This is a genomic window from Staphylococcus sp. FSL W8-1268 (assembly GCF_038003965.1).
Lineage (GTDB): Bacteria > Bacillota > Bacilli > Staphylococcales > Staphylococcaceae > Staphylococcus > Staphylococcus hominis.
Genome location: NZ_JBBOQE010000001.1, coordinates 114,884 through 137,005 on the forward strand (window position 1 = coordinate 114,884; position 22,122 = coordinate 137,005).

Annotated in this window: 21 protein-coding genes, 4 pseudogenes and 1 riboswitch; of the genes and pseudogenes, 19 read left to right on the plus strand and 6 right to left on the minus strand. The window is 32.4% G+C overall.

Annotated elements, in window-relative coordinates; all coding sequences use genetic code 11:
• Positions 1-9: 9 nt before the first annotated feature.
• Positions 10-831, plus strand: a complete 822-nt coding sequence (locus NST64_RS00575; protein WP_107622491.1) for a LysR family transcriptional regulator — start codon at positions 10-12, stop codon at positions 829-831.
• Positions 832-901: 70 nt separating this feature from the next.
• Here the strand turns inward: NST64_RS00575 and NST64_RS00580 are convergent, their stop codons facing one another.
• A complete protein-coding gene (locus NST64_RS00580) occupies positions 902-1,588 on the minus strand; it encodes a type 1 glutamine amidotransferase domain-containing protein (RefSeq protein WP_049417476.1) in 687 nt (228 codons plus the stop codon).
• Between the two features lie 303 nt (positions 1,589-1,891).
• Between NST64_RS00580 and NST64_RS00585 the strand changes: the two genes are divergently transcribed.
• The 3 genes from NST64_RS00585 (at position 1,892) to NST64_RS00595 (ending at position 4,202) form a co-directional block, all read left to right on the plus strand.
• Positions 1,892-2,404 carry a DUF308 domain-containing protein gene (locus NST64_RS00585; RefSeq protein WP_002449269.1) on the plus strand — a complete coding sequence of 171 codons (513 nt, stop codon included), beginning with the start codon at positions 1,892-1,894 and terminating at the stop codon, positions 2,402-2,404.
• A 177-nt stretch (positions 2,405-2,581) separates the two neighbouring features.
• Complete coding sequence (locus NST64_RS00590) at positions 2,582-3,778, plus strand: 3M3SH-releasing C-S lyase (protein ID WP_107632434.1); 1,197 nt, start codon at positions 2,582-2,584, stop codon at positions 3,776-3,778.
• A 16-nt stretch (positions 3,779-3,794) separates the two neighbouring features.
• On the plus strand, positions 3,795-4,202 hold the full coding sequence (locus NST64_RS00595; protein ID WP_107632433.1) for a carboxymuconolactone decarboxylase family protein: 408 nt from the start codon (positions 3,795-3,797) through the stop codon (positions 4,200-4,202).
• Positions 4,203-4,247: 45 nt separating this feature from the next.
• Here NST64_RS00595 and NST64_RS00600 read toward each other — a convergent pair whose 3' ends face one another.
• The gene (locus NST64_RS00600) at positions 4,248-4,865 is read right to left on the minus strand and encodes a CadD family cadmium resistance transporter (protein WP_002454644.1); all 618 of its coding nucleotides are present in this window, start codon (positions 4,863-4,865) and stop codon (positions 4,248-4,250) included.
• Between the two features lie 260 nt (positions 4,866-5,125).
• Here NST64_RS00600 and lpdA point away from each other — a divergent pair, with 260 nt between their 5' ends.
• The 10 genes and pseudogenes from lpdA to rarD all read left to right on the plus strand — a co-directional run bounded on the left by lpdA (position 5,126) and on the right by rarD (position 14,655).
• Positions 5,126-6,478 carry a dihydrolipoyl dehydrogenase gene (gene lpdA, locus NST64_RS00605; protein ID WP_107632453.1) on the plus strand — a complete coding sequence of 451 codons (1,353 nt, stop codon included), beginning with the start codon at positions 5,126-5,128 and terminating at the stop codon, positions 6,476-6,478.
• A 41-nt stretch (positions 6,479-6,519) separates the two neighbouring features.
• A complete protein-coding gene (locus NST64_RS00610) occupies positions 6,520-7,473 on the plus strand; it encodes a thiamine pyrophosphate-dependent dehydrogenase E1 component subunit alpha (RefSeq protein ID WP_002449327.1) in 954 nt (317 codons plus the stop codon).
• Between the two features lie 69 nt (positions 7,474-7,542).
• Positions 7,543-8,583 carry an alpha-ketoacid dehydrogenase subunit beta gene (locus NST64_RS00615; RefSeq protein WP_002454647.1) on the plus strand — a complete coding sequence of 347 codons (1,041 nt, stop codon included), beginning with the start codon at positions 7,543-7,545 and terminating at the stop codon, positions 8,581-8,583.
• A 53-nt stretch (positions 8,584-8,636) separates the two neighbouring features.
• Positions 8,637-8,762 (plus strand): annotated as a pseudogene (locus tag NST64_RS11600) (biotin/lipoyl-containing protein); the annotation flags it as partial.
• 177 nt (positions 8,763-8,939) lie between these two features.
• A pseudogene (locus NST64_RS00620) lies at positions 8,940-9,881 on the plus strand (dihydrolipoamide acetyltransferase family protein); the annotation flags it as partial.
• 153 nt (positions 9,882-10,034) lie between these two features.
• Positions 10,035-10,373 carry a PadR family transcriptional regulator gene (locus NST64_RS00625; protein ID WP_002449459.1) on the plus strand — a complete coding sequence of 113 codons (339 nt, stop codon included), beginning with the start codon at positions 10,035-10,037 and terminating at the stop codon, positions 10,371-10,373.
• Positions 10,363-11,136 carry a hypothetical protein gene (locus NST64_RS00630; RefSeq protein ID WP_107632455.1) on the plus strand — a complete coding sequence of 258 codons (774 nt, stop codon included), beginning with the start codon at positions 10,363-10,365 and terminating at the stop codon, positions 11,134-11,136. The genes NST64_RS00625 and NST64_RS00630 overlap by 11 nt, the downstream gene beginning before the upstream one ends.
• 6 nt (positions 11,137-11,142) lie before the next feature.
• Entirely contained in the window at positions 11,143-11,358 is a 216-nt protein-coding gene (locus tag NST64_RS00635) for a zinc ribbon domain-containing protein (protein WP_002449335.1), read from the plus strand.
• A 188-nt stretch (positions 11,359-11,546) separates the two neighbouring features.
• A riboswitch (TPP riboswitch) is annotated at positions 11,547-11,650 on the plus strand.
• 204 nt (positions 11,651-11,854) lie between these two features.
• Entirely contained in the window at positions 11,855-13,597 is a 1,743-nt protein-coding gene (thiC, locus tag NST64_RS00640; RefSeq protein ID WP_107632456.1) for a phosphomethylpyrimidine synthase ThiC, read from the plus strand.
• 152 nt (positions 13,598-13,749) lie between these two features.
• A complete protein-coding gene (rarD, locus tag NST64_RS00645) occupies positions 13,750-14,655 on the plus strand; it encodes an EamA family transporter RarD (protein ID WP_002454651.1) in 906 nt (301 codons plus the stop codon).
• 71 nt (positions 14,656-14,726) lie between these two features.
• Here rarD and NST64_RS00650 read toward each other — a convergent pair whose 3' ends face one another.
• Positions 14,727-14,861, minus strand: a complete 135-nt coding sequence (locus NST64_RS00650) for a hypothetical protein (protein ID WP_260677455.1) — start codon at positions 14,859-14,861, stop codon at positions 14,727-14,729.
• A 754-nt stretch (positions 14,862-15,615) separates the two neighbouring features.
• On the opposite strand from NST64_RS00650, the gene isaB reads away from it, so the two are divergent.
• Positions 15,616-16,134 carry an immunodominant staphylococcal antigen IsaB family protein gene (gene isaB / locus NST64_RS00655; protein ID WP_002454653.1) on the plus strand — a complete coding sequence of 173 codons (519 nt, stop codon included), beginning with the start codon at positions 15,616-15,618 and terminating at the stop codon, positions 16,132-16,134.
• A 48-nt stretch (positions 16,135-16,182) separates the two neighbouring features.
• On the opposite strand, the gene NST64_RS00660 is transcribed toward isaB, so the two are convergent.
• Positions 16,183-16,347 (minus strand): hypothetical protein, encoded by a 165-nt coding sequence (locus tag NST64_RS00660; protein WP_002449328.1) that lies wholly within the window; start codon positions 16,345-16,347, stop codon positions 16,183-16,185.
• Between the two features lie 326 nt (positions 16,348-16,673).
• On the opposite strand from NST64_RS00660, the gene NST64_RS00665 reads away from it, so the two are divergent.
• Together NST64_RS00665 and NST64_RS00670 are read left to right on the plus strand one after the other, a co-directional pair.
• On the plus strand, positions 16,674-16,862 hold the full coding sequence (locus NST64_RS00665; RefSeq protein WP_002454655.1) for a hypothetical protein: 189 nt from the start codon (positions 16,674-16,676) through the stop codon (positions 16,860-16,862).
• 258 nt (positions 16,863-17,120) lie between these two features.
• On the plus strand, positions 17,121-17,303 hold the full coding sequence (locus tag NST64_RS00670; protein ID WP_019835089.1) for a hypothetical protein: 183 nt from the start codon (positions 17,121-17,123) through the stop codon (positions 17,301-17,303).
• Positions 17,304-17,956: 653 nt separating this feature from the next.
• On the opposite strand, the gene NST64_RS00675 is transcribed toward NST64_RS00670, so the two are convergent.
• A complete protein-coding gene (locus NST64_RS00675; protein ID WP_002449494.1) occupies positions 17,957-18,565 on the minus strand; it encodes a stage II sporulation protein M in 609 nt (202 codons plus the stop codon).
• 573 nt (positions 18,566-19,138) lie between these two features.
• On the opposite strand from NST64_RS00675, the gene NST64_RS00680 reads away from it, so the two are divergent.
• Together NST64_RS00680 and NST64_RS00685 are read left to right on the plus strand one after the other, a co-directional pair.
• Positions 19,139-21,397: an ATP-binding cassette domain-containing protein gene (locus NST64_RS00680; RefSeq protein ID WP_199184107.1), complete on the plus strand. Its 2,259-nt coding sequence runs from the start codon at positions 19,139-19,141 to the stop codon at positions 21,395-21,397.
• A gap of 80 nt (positions 21,398-21,477) precedes the next feature.
• Positions 21,478-21,612: pseudogene (locus NST64_RS00685) on the plus strand (winged helix-turn-helix transcriptional regulator); the annotation flags it as partial.
• 57 nt (positions 21,613-21,669) lie between these two features.
• On the opposite strand, the pseudogene NST64_RS00690 reads toward NST64_RS00685, so the two are convergent.
• Positions 21,670-21,819, minus strand: a pseudogene (locus tag NST64_RS00690) (alcohol dehydrogenase); the annotation flags it as partial.
• Between the last annotated feature and the right edge of the window lie 303 nt (positions 21,820-22,122).

A 22,122-nucleotide genomic window follows, 5' to 3' on the forward strand; every position in this document is an offset into this window, starting at 1 on the left:
GAATGATGTATGGATCCGTACAAGGTATTAATTGAAGTAATGAAAACAGAAAGTTTTACTAGAGCAGCAGAAAATTTATATACTTCGCAGCCTTCTGTGAGTCGTGATATTAAACGTTTAGAATTAAAATATAATATTAAAATATTTGAATTTAAATCTCCATATTTAAAACTAACTAGAGATGGCGAAAAGCTATTACAATATGCATTGCAGCGGGAAAGTATTGAACAAGAATTATGGCAAAACTTAACATCGGAATCTGAGATCATCTCAGGCACTTTAACAATTGGAAGCAGTTATACATATGGTGAATATTTATTATCAAAACAGCTTACCAGTCTTATGCAACAATACCCTAAGTTACATATTCATTTACGTGTTAATAATTCAGATTCTGTTATAAATGATATTAAACACAACAGAGTAGATATAGGTATTGTAGAAAAGGAAATTCAAGATAATGCAATAGAATGTAAGAAAATAATGGAAGACGAAATGGTGTATATTTACAAAAAATCGGTTCAACCTAGAATGGATATATGTTTCGTTAGAGAAAAAGGGTCTGGAACAAGGTTTTATCAGGAAGTAGGTCTTTCTGAGTTAAAATTAAATCCATATTTGATAGAAATTAATAATATTAAGATTATCAAACAAATGGTAGAGGCTGGAAATGGGTTTGCGATTATTTCAAAATCAGCAATTCATCCCGAGGATTATGAAAAATTAATGATAACAACTTTAAATGTGAAACGTCACTATTACCTTGCTCAACATGTTGATAAATATATTGATAAAAATATTAGAGCTGTCATTGAAATGATTATGAAGTAGCGTATGTAAAAAAGCTGGATCTTTCTAAAGATTGAAAGGTCCAACTTTTTTATTAACACTGCGGGGTGTCTTATTTATTGTTTTTTAATTCAAAGAATTTTTCAGCTACAGCTTTACCAGATTGTGGGTTTTGACCTGTAATCACATGACCGTCAATAACAGCGAATTGACTCCAGTTGTCACCTTTTTCGTAATGTGCACCACGATTTTTAAGTTCATCTTCTGTTAAGTAAGGAACTTTATCTGCTAAGCCAACTGCTTCTTCTTCAGTATTAGAGAAACCAGTTACAGTTTTACCGTTAATAATAGAATTACCTTCACTATCTGTAACATTTAATAGGCCGATAGCACCATGACATACTGAAGAAACTGCACCATTATTTTCATAAATTTTACGTGTTAATTCTTGTAAATCTTTATTATCTTTGAAGTCCCAAATTGTTCCGTGACCACCTGCGTAATAGATAATATCATAATCTTCAGCACGTACGGCATCTGGTGTAAGTGTACTACCAAGACGTGTCATGAAGTCTTTATCTTGATAATATTTCCAATCTAATTCAGACATCATATCTTCTTGTAGACTTACAGGATCGATAGCTGTATAGCCACCTTCTGGACTAATATAGTCGATATCATAACCATTTTTGTATAATACATCTGCAAAGTGAACGACTTCACCCAACCATAATCCAGTTGGACGATTCATATCAGGATATTTTGAAATACTTGTAACTACAACTAATGCTTTACTCATTGTATACCTCCTAAATTGTTTACGTAATTCATACTTACCCATTTTTAAGGAAGAATAACACATACTAGGTATATTTTTTATATTAAAATTATAAATTAATGTGATTGAAAATAATTTTGCAAAAGTTGTTTGAAAAATCTTAATGGTGGTACATACTAATATACAATTTACCAATTCTATGAATTCGTAAAAGTATCCTCACTAGTCAATAGATTAGTGAGGTTTTTTGTGTTCTAATGATAGATAAATTATACTTGTAGTGATCTTTAAATATAATTTTAAGTATAAAAAGGAGAGATAATAATGGCCCAAGATAGTGGAAAATTAAATTGGTCAAGTTTAATCATTGGTACGCTATTACTGATTATTGCCGTGGTTATATTTAGTAATCCAGTTCAAAACTTCTATACACTTACTTGGCTGATTGGCTTACTCATTATGATAGGCGGTGTCATTCAACTTTTATTCCGTCGTACGGCAAAAAAACTCGTAGGTGTAAATACAAAATTAATTTTAATTAATGGTATTATCGATTTAATCTTTGGCATTCTAGTTGTATTTAATGTTGGAGCAAGTTCAGTATTCTTTGTATTTATGTTTGCGTTTTGGTTTATTTTCAGTTCGGTTATCGGTCTGTTTACACTATCACAACAACATCAATTACGTGGTTTATCAATTATCGTAAATATCCTAGGGATTATTTTAGGGATTATCTTATTATTTAATCCAATGATGGGTATGATTTTTGTTTCAACCTTAATCGCATTTACATTCGCAGTCCTAGGTGTGACATACGTCATTGATGGTCTAGCATAATATACGTATTCAAACATATTAAATTTTAAACTCTTCACTACTGTATTAGTGAGGAGTTTTTCGCTTAAAAAGCGTGTCTACTGCGTTGAATGAAAAGTAAAGTTAATATACAGAATATAGCGTAAGTATTAAAATGATAATTGATAAAACACATGAACATGTTTAGGAGGAAATCTTGTGAATTACAATTTTGATGAAATCATTGATCGTCGTTATACAAATGCAATGAATGTGGAAGGCTATAAAGGCTATCTTTTTAGTGATGCAGATACGTCAGATTTAAAAGATAATGATGAACTGATTCGTATGTGGGTAGCAGATATGGACTTTGGTACACCAGAAGTCGTATTAAATGCGATTCGTGAACGTTTAAATAAGAAAATTTTAGGTTACACAAACGTCTTCGGTTCTGAATATTATGAAGCTTTTGTATCTTGGACAAAGAAACGTTATGGTTTCACTTTCCCTCAAGAGCACCTCGTATTCTCTCACGGTATTGTAGCTGGATTAATTGAACTTGTAGGTTATATTTGTGATAAGGATGATAAAGCATTAATTGTTACGCCGAGTTATGGACCATTTAAAATGGCATGTGATAAAAATCATATTTCAACAGTATATTCTCCACTAATCAATCATCATGGATATTATGAGATTGATTTTGATGATGTACGTAAAAAAGTAGAAACAGAAAATATTAAATTATGCATTTTTGCGAATCCACATAATCCAACGGGACGTGTCTGGTCAGAAGAAGAGTTAGCCACATTAGGTCAAATTATGAAAGAGAATGATGTATGGCTCATTTCAGATGAAATCCATTGTGATATCAAACGTTCAGGTCAATCACATATCCCATTTGCCAAAGCTGTCCCGGATTACGACAAAATCATTACAACTATGTCTCAAAGTAAAGCCTTCAACATTGCAGGTTTAATGTTTTCAAATATCATTATTCAAAATGAATCACTTCTAAAAACTTGGAACACACATCACTTTGGTACGGAAAATCCTTTAAGTGTGGTTGCCACTCAAGCTGCTTATGAAAAAGGCGAAGGTTGGTTACAAGCAATGAATCATTATTTAGATGATAACTTTAACTATTTAGCAGATTTCCTAGAAAAAGAACTACCACATGCAGAGTTTAAAATTCCAGAGGCAACGTATTTAGCTTGGGTAGATTTAAGCTATTATATTAAAGAAAAAGATATTGATGAATCAATGGCGAAATTCTTTATTAAAAACGCTGGTGTTATCATTGAAGGCGCAGAGCAATTTGTTCATAACGCAGAGGGTCATATTAGAATTAATATTGCAGTTCCTAGAGAAGTGATGAAAAAGGGACTACAGAAAATAAAAGCGGTTTTAGTTTAAATAGGAGGGACATATCATGGCTATTATTGAACCCTCACACATAGGTCATACACCATTTCAACGATTATTAGGTCATCACGAAGACATTATGAAGACGTGGTCAGCATTGAGTGACACACTAGAAAATACTAGCGCGTTAAACGCAGAACTTAAAGAAGAGATACGCCGTATGCTAGCTCAGAAAAATGGTTGCCAATATTGTAAAGCAAAAGGCAAGCCTACCGGGAGTCTAACAGATGAAAAATTAGCAATATGTATAGGATTTACAGAAGTCTATATCAAACTGGGAGATCAAATACCTACAACGTACACAGAGATCTTAAAGTCTCATTTATCAGATAAAGAAATTATCGAACTTATTACATTCATTACATTTACAAATGCACAACAACAATTTGGTGCGATAATGAAATTACAACCCTAAATAAAAGGACTCTAGCTTAGGTTAGAGTCCTTTAATAATTTTCATTTAAAATAACATTCCCCAAATCGTCTGCAAGGTGTGGTTTTCGATAATAATAAATAAACCAAGTCCAATATAGACCACCGCCATAATCCAACGGCTGAACTTCTCTACTGTTTCTCCGATTTCAGGAATAGATGCAAGCTTCTGTGCAGTAAACACTAAGACATAGATTAAAACTAAAAAGACGATTAATGTCACAATGAGTTCAGAGACGCTTAATGTGACAAAGTAAGGGACAAATAATCCGATGTTATCTGCTCCGCAACTCGCGATCGTCACTAACGCAACCGTACCAATTAATTTAGTCAATCCGTGTTTGTCTAGTTCTTGTTTCGCTCTTTTTTCTCCTTCACAATCATCAAAAATAGCTACTTTTAATCCTAAATAGATAGGAATAAGACCAAGTAATCCTAAAATCCATTTTTCAGGCACATAATTTAAGACAAAGGCAAAGAATAAACTTACGACAATCAATGTCACAGATCCTACATATTGACCAATATAAATATTTCTATATTCTTTTTTTGTCTGTGCTCGCGCGAAAAAAATAAGCAAAATAACAAGTAAGTCGACTGCAGTTGCGATATACAATATCGCAGCAGTAATGATAGTTTGAATCATAGTTTAACTGTCCTTTTAAAAGTGATATTGAATTAAGTATAACGTATTTCAAATAAGAATTATATAGATTTTATTTTAAAATTTTCACCAAATTTTTAATGTCTACTTGCATGGAAAAAATAAAAAACAATAAATACTAAATAATTTGAAAATTTAAAATATAAGATGTAAAATAAATATAAAGAGATAAGAAAGCGCTTACAAATATCTCTTTGTATTAAAAATGATAAAAGTTCTCTTACGGAAGGAGGCGTTCATTCATGAGTGAATCATATGATTTGATTGTGATTGGTGCAGGACCTGGAGGGTATGTATCAGCCATTCGTGCCGCACAATTGGGTAAAAAGGTGGCAGTCATCGAAAAATTCAATGCTGGAGGCACTTGTTTAAATGTGGGTTGCATTCCATCTAAAACATTATTAGAACACGGGGAAAAAGCACATAGCATTCAAGTTGCTAATGACTGGGGAATGACGACGAAAGAATTAAATATCGATTTTCCTAAATTTGTACAACGTAAAAAGAAAGTGGTACAAACACTTACGGGTGGCGTTAAACAGTTACTAAAGAAAAATAAAGTAGCTTATATTGAGGGAGAAGCAAGCATTTCAAAAGACTTAAACGTAAAAGTAAATAATGAAACGTATCAAGGTAAAGATATTATTTTAGCGACAGGTAGTAAACCATTTGTACCACCTATTGATGGAATAGATAACGTCGATTATGAAACAACAGATACATTTTTCGATTTAAAACAACTACCTAAACAATTAGCAGTGATTGGCGGTGGTGTCATCGCAACAGAACTCGCTTCATCAATGGCTGATCTTGGCGTGAAAGTAACCATTGTTGAAGTGGCAGATGATATTTTACTTACTGAAATTGATGATACACGTGAGTTATTAAAAGCTCATTTAGAAAATCAAGGTATTAACATTATTACAAAGGCGAAAATTAAAACAGTAGATAAAACTAAAATTGTACTCGATGGTCAAGATGACGTCAGCTTTGACACGTTACTTGTCGCGACAGGTAGACAACCGAATACACAAGTGGCTAAAGATTTAAATTTAGAGATGGATGGCAAATTCTTTAAAGTGGATGACCATTATCAAACAAGTCAAAAACATGTCTATGCGATTGGTGATTTAGTCAAAGGTTATCAACTTGCACATGCTGCAAGTGCACATGGTATTCATGTAGCTGAAACACTTGCTGGAGAACACCCACCACTTGTTCGTCAAGAAAACATTACACGTTGTATTTATACACGACTTGAAGCGGCATCCATTGGCTTATCAGAAGAGCAAGCAAAAGAAGCTGGATATGATGTGAAAGTCACACAATCAGCGTTTCAAGGTAATGCGAAGGCGCTCATTAAAGGGGAAGACGAAGGATTTATAAAATTAGTTATTGATCAAACATATGGGGAAATACTCGGCGCCTTTATGGTAGGTCCTCATGTGACAGACTTAATTGGCGAAATCCTAGGAGTAAAAGCGTCAGAAGGTACCATCTATGAATTATCCGAAATAATTCAACCACATCCAGCATTATTAGAAGCGATTGGCGAAGGTGCGGATGCATACTTTGGTTCTGCAATTCACATGTAGTTATTACACTTATGCCCTATGAAAGATAGGAGGAATTGACAATGAAAATGGAAAAAGAACAAGCACGTTGGATTTATAAAACGATGAATGAAATTCGATTTTTTGAAGAGAAGGTACACAAAATTTTTAGTGATGGTCAAATCCCAGGATTTGTACATTTATATGTCGGTGAAGAAGCCGTTGCCACAGGTGTCATGTCACAACTGACTGACGATGATTATATTACAAGTACACACCGTGGTCATGGACATGCTATCGCAAAAGGGTGTGATTTAAACGGTATGATGGCAGAAATCATGGGTAAACGTGATGGTTTAGGTCATGGTAAAGGTGGCTCAATGCATGTTGCCGAAATTGACAAAGGGATGCTCGGTGCCAATGGTATCGTAGGTGGCGGTTTTGGTCTTGCGATTGGTGCAAGTATTTCAATTATTAACCAAGGTAAAGACAATGTCGCCGTATGCTTCTTTGGTGATGGTGCTGCAAATGAAGGGACATTCCATGAAGGTTTAAACTTCGCTTCAATTTTAAATTTGCCAGTTATCTTTGTCTGTGAGAATAACCAATTCGCTGAAGGTACGACACACGACTATGCAAGTGCATCTGAAACGATTGCTGAACGTGCTGCAGCTTATAATATGCCAGGCGTACGTGTAGATGGCATGGATGTCTTAGAGGTTTATAAAGCAACACAAGAAGCAGTAGACCGCGCTAAAAAAGGGGAAGGGCCTACATTAATCGAATGTGATACGTATCGTAAATATGGTCACTTTGAAGGTGACGAACAAAAAGTTAAATCACCAGATGATCGTAATGCAGATAAAAATGCCACTGTAGAATTCAGAAAACAAGCGATTGAAGAAGGTTGGTTAACTGAAGAAGAAGCAGATGATATTGAAAATACAGCTGAACAAGCCGTAGAAGATGCTGTGAAATTTGCGGACGAAAGTGAATTACCAGATGAAGATTCACTATACAAAGATGTTTTTGCATAACAAACCTTTAAAGCACTAAAACGAAGAAATAGATAAGAACGAACCTAACCAGACGAGGAGGTTTTTACAATGAGTGAAGAACGTAAACTAACATTTATGGGCGCGATTAATGAAGCGATTGATCAATCTATGGAGAAAGATGAAAATGTCATCTTAATTGGTACAGACGTTTCAGGTGGCGCAAAAGTAGAACATATTCAAGACGACGATACATTTGGTGGCGTATTCGGTGTTACAAAAGGACTGGCTAAAAAATATAGTCGTAAACGAGTGATTGATACACCTATTTCTGAACATATTACATTAAGTGCAGCTGTAGGATCAGCAGCTACCGGATTACGTCCAATCGCAGAACTCATGTTTAACGATTTTATTGGCTTTGGTTTAGACCCAATTTTAAACCAAGGTGCAAAAATGAGATATATGTTTGGTGGTAAAGCTAAAATTCCATTAGTGGTACGTACCGTTCATGGCGCTGGCGCAAGTGCGGCAGCACAACACTCTCAATCTCTATATAATATGTTCGCAACAATTCCAGGTGTTAAAGTAGTTGTACCATCAAATCCTTATGATGCAAAAGGATTATTAATGTCAGCGATTCAAGACGATAACTTAGTTGTCTTTTCAGAAGATAAAACATTACTTGGTCAAAAAAGTAATGTCCCTGAAGAACCTTATACGATTGAGATTGGTAAAGCCAATGTTACACGAGAAGGTGATGATTTAACTATTGTCGCAATTGGTAAAATGGTTGCAGTGGCTGAAGAAACAGCTGACCGACTTGAAGAAGATAACGTTTCAGTAGAAGTCATTGATTTACGTTCAGTGTCTCCATGGGATCAAGATACAGTGTTAGAATCAGTGAAAAAAACAGGTCGCTTAATTGTTATTGATGAATCAAGTCCACAATGTAACATTGCTGGCGACGTCGCTTCTGTCATCGGTGATATTGGATTCGATTATTTAGACGGTCCAATCAAAAAAGTAACAGCACCAGATACACCAGTACCATTTGCATCAAACTTAGAAGCGGCATATATTCCAAATGCAGATAAAGTATTAGACGTAGCATCTGAATTAGTTGATGACTTAAAAAAGGCTAACGCGTAGGGAGGTGTATCACAATGAGTGAAAATATTATTATGCCAAAGCTTGGTATGACAATGAAAGAAGGTACTGTAGAAGAGTGGTTTAAATCAGAAGGCGATACAGTAGAAGAAGGCGAAAGCATTGTCACAATTAGCTCTGAAAAATTAACAAACGATGTCGAAGCACCTACAAGTGGAACATTACTAAAAATCAAAGTACAAGCAGGCGAAGATGCAAAAGTAAAAGCAGTGCTTGGTATCATCGGAGAAGAAGGCGAAGACTTAGGAAGCGATGACGATGATTCTGGAGAAACTAACCAAGAGAATAAAGATAACGACACAACTTCTGAAAATCAACAAGCTTCTTCAAATGAAGAACAATCTGATAAAAAAGATACAGAAAAAGAAGCGAAGCCTGAACAACGAGAACGTATCTTTATCTCTCCATTAGCACGTAATATGGCTAAAGATAAGGACCTTGATATCACAAGAATTAAAGGTACAGGTGGAAATGATCGTATTACAAAATTAGATATTCAACGTGTAGACTCAGAAGGCTATGATTATGAAGGTGAAGCGGATACGTCTAACGAAAATGCATCTTCAACGCCACAAAACTTCGATGTGTCTAGCATTGGTGAAGGTCTGAATCCAATGCGTCAACGTATTGCTCAAAATATGCGACAAAGTCTTAATAATACTGCTCAATTAACATTACATCGCAAAGTCAATGCAGATCGCTTATTAGACTTTAAAGCTCGATTATCTGAAGAATTAAAAGATGCAGATCAAGATGTAAAATTGACAGTCACAGCTTTATTAGCTAAAGCAGTAGTCCTAGCACTTAAAGAATATGGCGCAATGAACGCTCGTTATGAAAACGGTGAATTAACAGAATATGATGATGTACATTTAGGTATTGCGACATCACTTGAAGATGGTCTTATGGTGCCAGTCATTGACAATGCAGATACTAAAAGTATTGGCACTTTAGCAAAAGAAATTAAAACATCAGCTGAAGCAGTACGGGAAGGAAATAAAGGTGACGTTCAACTTAGTGGCGCTACATTTACAATTACGAATATGGGTGCAAGTGGTATCGAATACTTCACACCAATTTTAAATTTAGGTGAAACAGGTATCTTAGGTGTCGGTGCTCTAGCTAAAGAACTTGTTCTTGAAGGAGATCATGTAAAACAAGTCTCTCGTATCCCATTAAGTTTAACATTCGATCATCAAATCTTAGATGGCGCAAGCGCAGCTGATTTCTTAAAAGTACTTGCTAAATATATTGAAAATCCATATCTATTGATGTTATAGATAATAAATAACTTTTTATCATGAAGACCCCCAGGAGTCTAAAGTACTTCTGGGGCTTTATTTATACTCAACTATCTTACATTATAAGTTAGTTGACGGAGCTATTATTTTATACTATCTTATATTATAAGATAGTTAGTAAAAGGTGAGCACATGACAATATCTAATCAAATAATGAAAGGACTTTTAGATGGAGCAATTTTAGGTCTTATTGCAAAAGGAGAAACGTATGGATATGAAATTCTTGAGAAATTAAAGGAACATCAATTTCCTGAAATTAGTGATGGCAGTATTTATCCAGTGCTCTTAAGACTAGATAAAAAAGGTTATGTACATACAACCATGCGTAAATCGGATAATGGTGGACCTAATCGTAAGTACTATACCATTTCAGAAAGTGGACTCAAAGAATTACAGCAATTTAAAGAAAAGTGGCAAGCGCTCAATAAAGGTATGAACCATATATTCAGGAGTGATAATGATGATAAGTAAAGAAAAAGAAGACTACTTATTTAAGTTAAAGGCTGAACTCTTATTTAGAGGTAAAGATGAACATGAGGTTAATGATATTATAGAAGAGTTAAGAGATCATTTCGAACTTGCCGAAAAGAATCATGATGATGTTAGTGATATTCTAAATACTCCAGTAAAAGATTATGCTGATCAGTTCTCAGAATATATAATTTTAACTAGGGGATTATTTAAATACTTAGCTTTATTTTCAGCATTTATGCTAGCTATTTTTATTATCCCAAACTTTTTTACAGAACAACTTAATGTAACAATTGGTTTTATTATTAATATTTTATTTATCTTTTGTATAACTACGATTTTACCTTTTTTCTTAATTAGAAAGGGTCTCGTAAAGTATGGAGAGCAACGACGAATATATATTTATGCTTTTATATGGGGAGCAGTTATTTTTGGTTTCATCCTATTAAGTACGTACCTTACAAAACACTATCCCATTTATTATATCATTACACTAACTGAATCAAAAAGTGTGATCATAGGACTGATTCTGTTGTTAATTGTAATGATTTTATGTTTTATTTTGAAACAACGTTTGTTCGCTTTAGTGATATTTATTGTTTGTTTGCCAGATATAATTGGATGGGTAGTTAAAATGTACAGTCGCTCAGAATCTCAATCTATTATTGTTTCACTGATCGTAGCCATTGCGTTATTGTTAATATTGAATATTGCGTTTTTCATCTCTACATTTAAAAAACGTAAAAATAAAGTGAAGGAGTGATTCATTATGTCAGAAAATCAAAATCAAGGTTGTATAAAATGTGGTCATACAGAAATAGAAGAAGGAACGTTATCTGCAACAGGATCAGGATTGTCTAAATTTTTAGATGTACAACATAATAATTTTAAGACGATAACTTGTAAAAATTGTGGATATACCGAATTTTATAAACAAGATAGAAACAGAAGTAGAGACTTTATTGATTTGTTCTTTGGAGGATAAGTCAAAAAAATAGGACAGCAGTAACCCTTGTGGTTGCTGCTTTTTCAATCTTTAAGTAAGACTTCGGGTTGTGTGAAGTTAGACTTTCGGATGTCTAAAAGTTATAAAAAATATTTAATATATTGACTTGATATTCTTGGAATTTTAAGTCATTGTATAAGTATAGGTTAAGTAACCTATAATTTAATAATCTCTGCTAGGGGTGCTTTATATTGCTGAAAGGAACATCATGTTCCAACCCTTTGAACCTGATCTAGTTAATACTAGCGTAGGGAAGCCAGTGAGTCACTTTACAATGACATATGGATGTTTTCATAATTTGATGAAAAGGTCAATTTAACGATGAATCATTTTCTTCATTATGATACTTACATATATTTTCGTATATATTCACTTATTCTTATGCATTCAGTATTAAGCTGAATGCTTTTTTTATGAATCATATAATCAGTGATATTTAGACCCTTCTAGTAACCTAACTTAGGAGGCATTGTTAATGAAACAAGAAAAAATCAATTTTAAAAGAACTTTTCCAGCAAGTAAACGTATTTTTAAAAAAGGCGAGGGTAAGGATAGTGATATCTTTGTGCCATTTCGAGAAATTGAACTTTCTGATACCCAATTAGAACAACGTAGTTTTCAAAATGAACCTGTCGTAGTGTACGATACAGCAGGTCCTTATCATGATGACAGTTATGAGGTTGATATCAATCACGGACTTCCAAAGGTTCGCGATGCATGGATTGAAGCACGTGAAGACGTTGAACATTATGAAGGTCGTCGTATTCAATCGATTGATAATGGTTTTTCAAAAGAAGGCCATAAAAACTATGTAGCTCATCCATTTGAATATCAACCAAGACGTAGCAGTAAAGAGACACCTGTGACACAAATGTACTACGCTAAACAAGGGATTATCACTAAAGAAATGAAATTTGTAGCAATTAGGGAACAAGTGGAACCAGAATTTGTAAGGGAAGAAATTGCGAGAGGACGCGCGATTATCCCTAATAATATCAATCATCCTGAATCTGAACCAATGATTATTGGTAAAAACTTCTCAGTAAAAATCAACGCAAACATTGGTAACTCTATTGTTTCATCATCTATTGAAGCAGAAATTGAAAAATTAGTTTGGGCCACACATTGGGGTGCAGATACGATTATGGATTTATCTACAGGAAAAAATATCCATACAACTCGTGAGTATCTCTTACGTAACTCACCTGTACCAGTAGGAACAGTGCCAATCTATCAAGCGTTAGAAAAAGTAAATGGGGTGGCAGAAGATTTAACATGGGAAGCGTATAGAGATACATTAATTGAACAAGCTGAACAAGGGGTCGATTATTTTACTATTCACGCAGGATTACGTCTTCATTATATTCCATTAACTGTTGATCGTTTGACTGGGATTGTTTCTCGTGGTGGCTCAATTATTGCACAATGGTGTCTTGCACATCACGAAGAAAGCTTTTTATATACACACTTCGATGAGATTTGTGAAATTTTAAGTAAGTATGATGTTGCTATTTCTCTAGGAGATGGTTTGCGTCCTGGTTCAATTTATGACGCTAACGATGAAAGTCAATTTGCGGAGTTGAAAACTTTAGGTGAGTTAACGGATATTGCTTGGAAATATAATGTGCAAGTTATGATTGAAGGTCCAGGGCATATTCCAATGCATAAAATTAAAGAAAACCAAGATTTAGCAGATTTCTATTGTAAAGAAGCACCATTTTATACATTAGGACCTCTTGTAACAGACATCGCACCAGCATATGACCATATTACGTCTGCCATTGGTGCTGCTCAAATTGCGAGCCATGGTACGGCAATGTTATGTTACGTGACACCTAAAGAACATTTAGGTTTACCAAATAAAGATGACGTACGTGAAGGTGTCGTCACTTATAAAATTGCTGCACATGCAGCAGATTTATCTAAAGGCTTACCAGGGGCAACAAAACGCGACGATGCAATTAGTAAAGCACGCTTTGAGTTTCGTTGGATTGATCAATTCAACCTTGCATTAGATCCTGATCGAGCAAGAGAATTTCACGATGAAACGTTACCCGCAGAATCAGCGAAAATTGCACATTTCTGTAGTATGTGCGGACCAAAATTCTGTTCAATGCGCTTATCACATGATATTCGCGATTCCTACAAAGAACAACTTGAAGGCATGAAAAAGAAAGCCGAAGAATTTAGAGAAGGCGGCAATAAAATTTATCATTAACTAGAAAATAGATAGATGATGAAGAAAGGTAGCGATTATATCTCGCTACCTTTTTAAATAGAAAAAACTCCTTAGATATACCCATTTCGTCTAACTACTGATACGATAGGGTTATACATATTTCCAGGGTAATATTGCTAGGAGGGTTTAGCATGGATAATCATGCAGAATTTAAAAAAGGAATTTTATTTGCGTTAGGGGCGCATTTATTATGGGGAATTCTACCTATTTATTGGAGATTCATTTACGGTATTAGCGCATTTGAAATTTTAGCGTATCGCATTATCCTTGCGATGGTTTTTATGATTCTAATGATTTTTGTATTAAAAAAATCACAAGCGCTTAAACATGATATCAATCAACTCGTAGCACATCCGATTCAACTGGTTGCGATTATCATTGCAGGTTATGTGATTACGATTAACTGGGGCACGTTCATTTGGGCAGTGTCTAATGGTCATGTGCTACAAACCAGTTTAGGTTATTACATTAATCCATTGGTGAGTGTCTTACTCGCATTTATTTTCTTAAAAGAGCGTTTCAATACATTTGAAACGTTAGCGATTGTATCAGCCGCAATTGGCGTCATTTACATGACAATGAAGATAGGAGAATTTCCAATTATTTCTTTAATGTTGGCATTCTCATTTGGAATTTATGGTTTACTAAAAAAATTGGTACGTGTTGAAGCGATGAGTGGGATTGCGATTGAATGTATTGTGACAGCACCAGCAGGACTGATTTATATCATTTATTTATGGCAAGCACACCAATCATCAGTCGGTTTGAATATGAGTACATTTTTACTCTTATTCTCTGGAGCGGTGACAGCTGTACCACTTATTTTATTCTCAGCGGGTGCTCGTCGCATTCCACTATCACTGACAGGATTTATTCAATACGTCAGTCCAACGATTATCTTTTTACTAGGGATCTTCGTATTTAAAGAGAAATTCGATATCCACCAATTCATTACATTTATCTTTATTTGGATTGGTATTGCGCTTTATAGTATCTCTCAATATATTAAAATGAAACGTAGTCCTAGACCAGAATAAAAAACAAGCCACCCCTCACTACTTAATGAGTGAAGGGTGGCTCTATTTATCATCTATAAAAATTATTTAAATTAGCCTAAAGAACCGTTACCAGTTTGGTTTTCATTTTTAAAATTTTTATAAAAAACGCTAGCAAATACTGCTACGATAGCAATAATGCCAATATATTCAGAAATTTTACGTCCTGGTGATTTATATCCAGCCATAATATGACCTCCATTTGTTAAGTTTTACGTAGTTAAAGCGTATAGTAAAGTATTCCCGTTTTTATAAAAAAAAAACATGTCCATCGTTAATTTTGATAAAGGTATTGTGGAGTGAACAAGATACATAGCTACACCAATGATCTTTATTATAGACAATACCTCCTTTACATCTAAGAAGTCTGCATATATCCATGCTACATATTTTTTATTATTTACATTTCTAGCAATTGATACCATGTCATGATGCTTTTTAATATTTCATAGGAATACTACTGATATAGAAAGAAGTACCGTTAATAGAATGAAGCAGAAGTATGATAAATAAACATAGGCATTATCTATTAAGTTTCTTCGCAAAGTAAGCAAAATAACTCATCATTATAGCGAAAATGACGGATGAAATGAAACAACGCACAATACCTAAATCTAATTTTAATAGTCGTTGTGCTAAGTAAAAGATTATAAAATAAACGATAAAAAAATATAGGAAATAACGTATTGTTTTCATTAGTAATCTCCTTATCAATTAAAATATGTATGATTTAAGGCTAACATGTATTAAATATAAATTAAAAATAATGAAAGAATAAAAAAGCAGAGTAATATTATAAGTATTATATAATTAATTAGTCTTTCAATTAATTATGTTTAAATAAAATTATATTTTAATTTATAAAAATTTTGAATGTATGAGTGTAATATTATATATTAAAGGTGGAAGTTCATTATAATTCTATAAGAGGAGTGATCCATAATGAAGAAATTTGCAAAAGCAATGGTCGTTGGTGGTATTACTTTAGGAACAGTATTAGGGTTTAATGTAACTGAGCATAACGGTGTATCAAATGAAGCACATGCACAAACACAAACGTCACAAGGTTATCATTATCATTATCAAGGTTATACAAAATCAGGTGGCGAATTCGTATTAAATCATACGTTCTATAATGCGTTAAAAGCTGGAAATGTGACATTTAACGGAATTAAAGTGAATGATCAGTATCAAAACGGTACATCAACAACAACGAAGTATGACCAAACATTTAATCAAGTCAAAGGCAACACAGCAGCAATGATTGATTTTAAGGTCGCACCTAAAAAAGTAAGCTTAGAACAAGTGAAAGACGTTTACGGAGATCATTATCAATATCAACAACCATTGTCTAAAAAACAAGCAGATAAAACAGAAGGATTATACGGTTACACAGTAGGTAAAGGTCATATTACATTCCATGTTACGGATGGCTACGTGGATCATGTTACTGTGTCATAATAGAAGATATAAAAGAGCAGCACCTCATTGTGAGGTGCTGTTTTTTTGTTAATCGAGTGTATTGATTAATGTCATAATGAAAGTCAATATACAAGCAATGATAATGACTAACTTTCCTTTTTCTGTTTTCTCATGTCCATGTTGGTATTCTCGTAAAACAAATAACCATGAAATGATAACTAGCAATCCTAAAACAATACTAATAAATTTCATGTAATGAACTCCTTGTACATCTAGAATTCTTGTTTCAAACATAACGTGATTTAAAATAACAATCAACTATCATTTTCGTGCAATTACAATAATGATAAAAGGCATTACGATTATTTATTATAGCTGAAATTTTAAAAGTATATTTAGAAAGCTACGTATATAATTTGTTAAAACTATAATTTAAACATACCTAAGACACTTATTTATATTCTAAATTTTTACATATGAGAATAAAATATAATGATACAAATAGTTTTAGAAATAGATTAATATAAAATGTTAACCTTAATATATGGATAAAAAAATATTATTAAAGGAGGATATTCATGAAAGATTCTATCTTTTGGAAAAAAGCATTTATTCCTGTGTATTTCATCGTGGCTTTCTTATTGTTTCTTCTTTTTAAATTTTACATACAGACTGATAACTTTTCTATATACATACTCATTTTTATTATAGCCAGTTTTGGAATAGCGTCTGTAATTTATAATTCTAAAAGTAAATATTGGAAATGATAAATAAAGAGATCATCTAAGAAGTTAAGTATCTTAGAAGGTTGGGATATTTTAATGATGAAAAAGTATTAAGTATAGCATTAATTAGTACTATATTATTAAGTGCATGGTCGATAAACATTAGTTGATGAAAATCGAGAGGATAAGAAACAGACACAAGAATCACATAATAATAAAAACCATAATCAAAATACTCTGCGAAAGGGATATTTAAAATTATGTTTGTGATAACGTTTTGTTGGAAAAGGAAGATTAATTTTGAAATTTGTTTTATATTTCGTATATTTCTTTGTTTCTTTTTTTATTTTAAATTTGCTACTTGATTTAGTGATACCCCTCCTTGATTTTGATGTATATCCAAGTCTTATTTCTGCATTGTTTTTTGCAATATTTATGACTTTATTTACTTATGTTTTAAAAGGAAATAAAAGTAAAAAATAAAATGCACATTTATGACAAGAAGATTTGTTTTGTGTTGAGAAGAACCCTTAACTAAACTTGCAAACGAATGTTGGCATAGCGTGACCTATTAAGTCGACCATTCGACAAGTTTTGGGTTTGTTATGGGTTCGGAGATTCAACGTCAATAAAGCAATTGGAATAAAGTAAAAATTTTGAAATAATATAAATATCAAGAGGTGATTTATTATTCAAAATAACAGAATTGATATTAATAAGCTCAGTACATTTCATCGTATTTCGTTTGTTATGAATATTTTCTTTTTAATTTTTATGGCTCCAATTTATAGTCTGGATAATGTCTACTTATCAGTTGCTTGGACTATTTTGGGTTTAATAAATGGTGTTTATTTATTAGTTAAACAAAGACATGGAAATACTAATAATCGTATGTGATGTACTGATAAAAAGAGCCTAAACACAGGCTCTTTTTTATTTTGAGCATTTTTCACATAAAACGTTTTGATTTTTAGCCCAACTTTTTAGATTTGTTACGCCATTAAGATTTTTTGAATTTGTGTGTATTGTTATATTTTCGTTTTTGTCGATTTCTTTTTCACAATGACTGCATTTTAATTTTTCAAGAAACATAAAATGACCTCACTTTTTGCGATTTTGTATTTTTTTGATTGTAGTTAATTCATTAAATTTGAGAGCATATCAGCTACATATGTTTCAGTAAATGCTGCTAATATAACCAATGGTAAACAGACGAATAAATATGCTTTTAATAAATTAATTAAACTTAATTTGAAAGAGTAGTTTTGCTTTTTTTCTTTTCTGAATAGATTGATTATTTTTCTTAAGATTGATTTATTTAGCATATAAAGACCACTAGTAAATATACAAAAACTCATAATTTCCAAAGTGTAATGGGGTATATAAGCGATTAAGCTAGTTAGACCTTTGTAAGTATCAAAATGGATGAAAAAACCGAATAGTATGCCAGGAATAATAAGTGATACTATTAAGTTTAGAGTATATAAAAATGGTATGGGTATTAAAGCTAACAAAAGCATTTGTATTGGTACATGAAAGCCATTATTTTGTATAAACCCCCAAACTTTTTTTAGACCTTGTGATTTACTAACGCTTTCAGGTGAATTGGATCCTAATTGTTTTATAAATTCTTCTGAAGGATGAAAAAATAAAGCGATTGGAATTGTCATTAGTAGTAGAATTGTTGATAGTATAAAGAAATTTAATGCTCTTTTAAAATAATTTTGGTCTTTAATATTTAGCATAATTAACCCTTTCTTTTTTGTTTTTTGAAACGAGTATCATGAGTTTCTTCCTGTCCAGATAATTAATAACTTTATAATAGAAAGTACTATATATTGAAGTGTATTTTATTTAAAAGTTCTATAAACATTTAAAGTACTGACATCTATCTTTTAATATTTGATATAACTCATTTTTACATAGCTCCTGTTTTTAAACAATACTGACAAATGAGTCATATTTTAAATTTTATAATTCTATTTATATCAATATGTTCGTAGATGACAAAAATTTCAGTATTAACAAAAATTAACGCTATTGATATAAATATAGTGTAATTGAATTTTGAAAACATTTTTATATTACTCGTTGATATTGTAAATGTATGAAAACAAGAACAGCCACAGTTTCCTAATTATGCCTCTGGAAGCTATGGACCTAAAGAAAGTGAAAAAATTATTTAGTGAAGACGGATTGAATTGGTGGAATAATTTGTAATATAAAAGACTTAAAGTTGTCGTCTTTTGAATGAGTAGTTAATCATTGATTAATATGCAATAATCAATGTTGTAAAGATTATAAAGGGAGGATACTTAATGGATTTTATTAATATTACAGGTGCTTCACAAAATAACTTGAAAAACATAGATGTAAATATCCCAAAACACTTAGTAACCGTATTTACAGGACGTTCTGGTTCAGGGAAATCATCTTTAGTGTTTAATACTATTGCTGCGGAATCTGAACAGCTACTAAATGAAAGTTATTCCAGTTATATCCAATTTCATTTAAATCAACAACCCAGACCGAAAGTGAAAAAAATTAAAAATCTTCCTGTAGCAATGACAATTAATCAGAAAAGATTCAATGGGAATTCTCGCTCTACGGTAGGAACAGTTTCGGATATATATGCCTCCGTTAGATTACTGTGGTCTAGAATAGGCGAACCGTTTGTTGGCTATTCAGATGCATATTCCTTCAATAGTCCTAAGGGCATGTGTAAAACTTGTGAAGGATTAGGATATATTGAAGACATTAACTTAGATGAATTGCTAGATTGGGATAAGTCTTTAAATGAAGGTGCAATAGACTTTCCTTCTTTTGGACCAGATAAAGAGCGTGGTAAAGCCTATCGAGATAGTGGTTTATTTGATAATAATAAAAAATTGAAAGACTATACAAAAGATGAATTAGAATTATTTTTATATCAAGAGCCAATGACGTTAAAAAATCCTCCTAAAGAATGGAGAAAGTCAGCTAAATATGTAGGACTAATACCTAGATTCAGTAGAATATTTTTAGGCGATAAAGAATTTAATAAGAAACGCTACGCCAAACATCTTAAAAATGTAGTAAATAATAAAATATGTCCCACATGTAAAGGTCAACGTTTAAACTCGAAAATATTAAGTTCTGAAATTATGAGTAAAAATATTTCTGATTTCACACAAATGACAATTAAAGAAAATTTAGAGTTTCTTAATAAATTAGAGGATCCAACAGCTAAATATATTATTGATCCTCTCAAAAAGCAGTTAGAAGCACTAGAATATATTGGATTAAGTTATTTAACGCTTAACCGTGTCACGACGACATTATCAGGCGGTGAAGCGCAACGTCTTAAATTAATACGTCATTTAAATAGTTCTTTATCGGATTTGGTTTACATTATAGATGAACCAAGTGTTGGCTTGCATCCGGAAGATATAGCTAAAATCAATGAAATTTTAAAATCTTTAAAAGACAAAGGCAATACTGTGTTAATTGTTGAACATGATCCCGATGTTATTAAAGAAGGAGACTATATCATAGATATGGGGCCAGGTTCAGGAAAAAATGGTGGTGAAATCACATTTGAAGGAACATATAATGAATTACTATCTTCAAATACTTCGACAGGTAACGCATTACGTAACAAACATAATTTAAAAGAGAATATTCGTGAATCGAACCATTTTTATAATATCGGTCCTGTGACACAAAACAATTTAAATAACGTAAAAACGTCTATACCTAAACACGTACTAACAGTCTTAACAGGCGTTGCTGGTTCAGGTAAGAGTACTCTTGTTAAAGCAGGTTTTGAAAATAATGACCATACCATCTTTATTGATCAAAAAGCAGTTCAAGGATCTAATAGATCTAATCTGTTAACGTATTTAGGTGTTTTTGATAGCGTAAGAAGCTTTTTCAGTAAAGAAACAGGCTTAAATAAAGCTATGTTTAGTTATAACTCAAAAGGTGCCTGTCCAAATTGTGGTGGAAAGGGCTATATTAAAACGGAACTTGCTTTTATGGGTGATTTTTCACAGACATGTGAAGTTTGTCATGGTAAACGTTATAAACAAGAAGTATTAGATGCTACCATAGATGGGTATTCAATCGCCGATGTTCTCGATTTGACGGTTGACGAAGGTATTATTTTCTTTGATAAAAAGAATGATATTAAGTCAAAATTACAATCTGTAAGTAAAACAGGTTTGAATTATATGTCACTTGGACAACCTTTATCGACTTTGTCTGGTGGAGAGATTCAACGTGTGAAACTAGCACAACATTTAGATGAAGAGATAAAAAATAGTATTTTTATTTTTGACGAACCAACCACAGGCCTACATGAATCGGATATCCCTATATTGATGGAGTGTTTTGATGATTTAATTGATCAAAACAATACAGTTATTTTGATTGAACATAATTTATCGATTATGTGTGAAGCAGATTGGATCATCGATGTCGGCCCAGGCCCTGGGTTGGATGGCGGAAAGGTCCAATTTAGTGGAACGCCTAAAAACTTTATTGATAGTTCAGAAACATTGACATCTAAACACTTGAAACGCTATATCAATCAATAGAAATAGAAGAGTTGGATGAGTTTATATTTATTATATTCATTCAACTCTTTTCTTATCATAGATTCTTTCAATATAGAAATATTGAAAGAATTGTCTATCCAGTAGTTCCACCAAAAGTTGAGTATAAGTTAACAAACATAGGAAAAACACTCGATAAAGTAGTTTATGCAATTTGTGATTGGGGGGATGAATTTCTGGAAGAAATTTCTAAATAGAAAAATATTAAAATTTAAATATATATGTAAAAAACGCCTCAACTTTGAACGAGTTATTCAAAGTAAGGCGTCTTTATCTATATGTTTTTGTGGTTTTAAAATAACTTTAATAGTATTATCTTTTTTCTGATCAAAGATATCATAAGCTTCTTTTACACCTTCTAACGGCATAGTATGAGTGATAATTTCTATTGGATCATTTACTTCACATACTTCCATATTTTTATATCCTTGATAAGTAACTGATTTCATACAATCATCCTCTTTTAGCCAATATGCTCCAGTTATTAAAATACAAACTCAAACGAGTAAATTAAGTAATTATTATTTTGCGTTAAATATACATATTTACATATAAATCACGTGAATTTATTGAATATAATCATCTTTTTAAAAAATAGTATCTATAACAAAAGGAGGATATTCCCCCATTCATTCCTCATCAATTTTATTTTCTTATACGCCACACTATCTCAGAATATCAATGTAACTTATTTTTCTATTACTTAC

Excerpts from the sequence above, each read along its gene's own strand:
- NST64_RS00575 (WP_107622491.1), top strand. The coding sequence starts at position 10 with ATGGATCCGTACAAGGTATTAATTGAAGTAATGAAAACAGAAAGTTTT.
- NST64_RS00580 (WP_049417476.1), bottom strand. The coding sequence starts at position 1,588 with ATGAGTAAAGCATTAGTTGTAGTTACAAGTATTTCAAAATATCCTGAT.
- NST64_RS00585 (WP_002449269.1), top strand. The coding sequence starts at position 1,892 with ATGGCCCAAGATAGTGGAAAATTAAATTGGTCAAGTTTAATCATTGGT.
- NST64_RS00595 (WP_107632433.1), top strand. The coding sequence starts at position 3,795 with ATGGCTATTATTGAACCCTCACACATAGGTCATACACCATTTCAACGA.
- NST64_RS00600 (WP_002454644.1), bottom strand. The coding sequence starts at position 4,865 with ATGATTCAAACTATCATTACTGCTGCGATATTGTATATCGCAACTGCA.
- lpdA (WP_107632453.1), top strand. The coding sequence starts at position 5,126 with ATGAGTGAATCATATGATTTGATTGTGATTGGTGCAGGACCTGGAGGG.
- NST64_RS00610 (WP_002449327.1), top strand. The coding sequence starts at position 6,520 with ATGAAAATGGAAAAAGAACAAGCACGTTGGATTTATAAAACGATGAAT.
- NST64_RS00615 (WP_002454647.1), top strand. The coding sequence starts at position 7,543 with ATGAGTGAAGAACGTAAACTAACATTTATGGGCGCGATTAATGAAGCG.
- NST64_RS00625 (WP_002449459.1), top strand. The coding sequence starts at position 10,035 with ATGACAATATCTAATCAAATAATGAAAGGACTTTTAGATGGAGCAATT.
- NST64_RS00630 (WP_107632455.1), top strand. The coding sequence starts at position 10,363 with ATGATAAGTAAAGAAAAAGAAGACTACTTATTTAAGTTAAAGGCTGAA.
- NST64_RS00635 (WP_002449335.1), top strand. The coding sequence starts at position 11,143 with ATGTCAGAAAATCAAAATCAAGGTTGTATAAAATGTGGTCATACAGAA.
- thiC (WP_107632456.1), top strand. The coding sequence starts at position 11,855 with ATGAAACAAGAAAAAATCAATTTTAAAAGAACTTTTCCAGCAAGTAAA.
- rarD (WP_002454651.1), top strand. The coding sequence starts at position 13,750 with ATGGATAATCATGCAGAATTTAAAAAAGGAATTTTATTTGCGTTAGGG.
- NST64_RS00650 (WP_260677455.1), bottom strand. The coding sequence starts at position 14,861 with ATGGCTGGATATAAATCACCAGGACGTAAAATTTCTGAATATATTGGC.
- isaB (WP_002454653.1), top strand. The coding sequence starts at position 15,616 with ATGAAGAAATTTGCAAAAGCAATGGTCGTTGGTGGTATTACTTTAGGA.
- NST64_RS00660 (WP_002449328.1), bottom strand. The coding sequence starts at position 16,347 with ATGAAATTTATTAGTATTGTTTTAGGATTGCTAGTTATCATTTCATGG.
- NST64_RS00665 (WP_002454655.1), top strand. The coding sequence starts at position 16,674 with ATGAAAGATTCTATCTTTTGGAAAAAAGCATTTATTCCTGTGTATTTC.
- NST64_RS00675 (WP_002449494.1), bottom strand. The coding sequence starts at position 18,565 with ATGCTAAATATTAAAGACCAAAATTATTTTAAAAGAGCATTAAATTTC.
- NST64_RS00680 (WP_199184107.1), top strand. The coding sequence starts at position 19,139 with ATGGATTTTATTAATATTACAGGTGCTTCACAAAATAACTTGAAAAAC.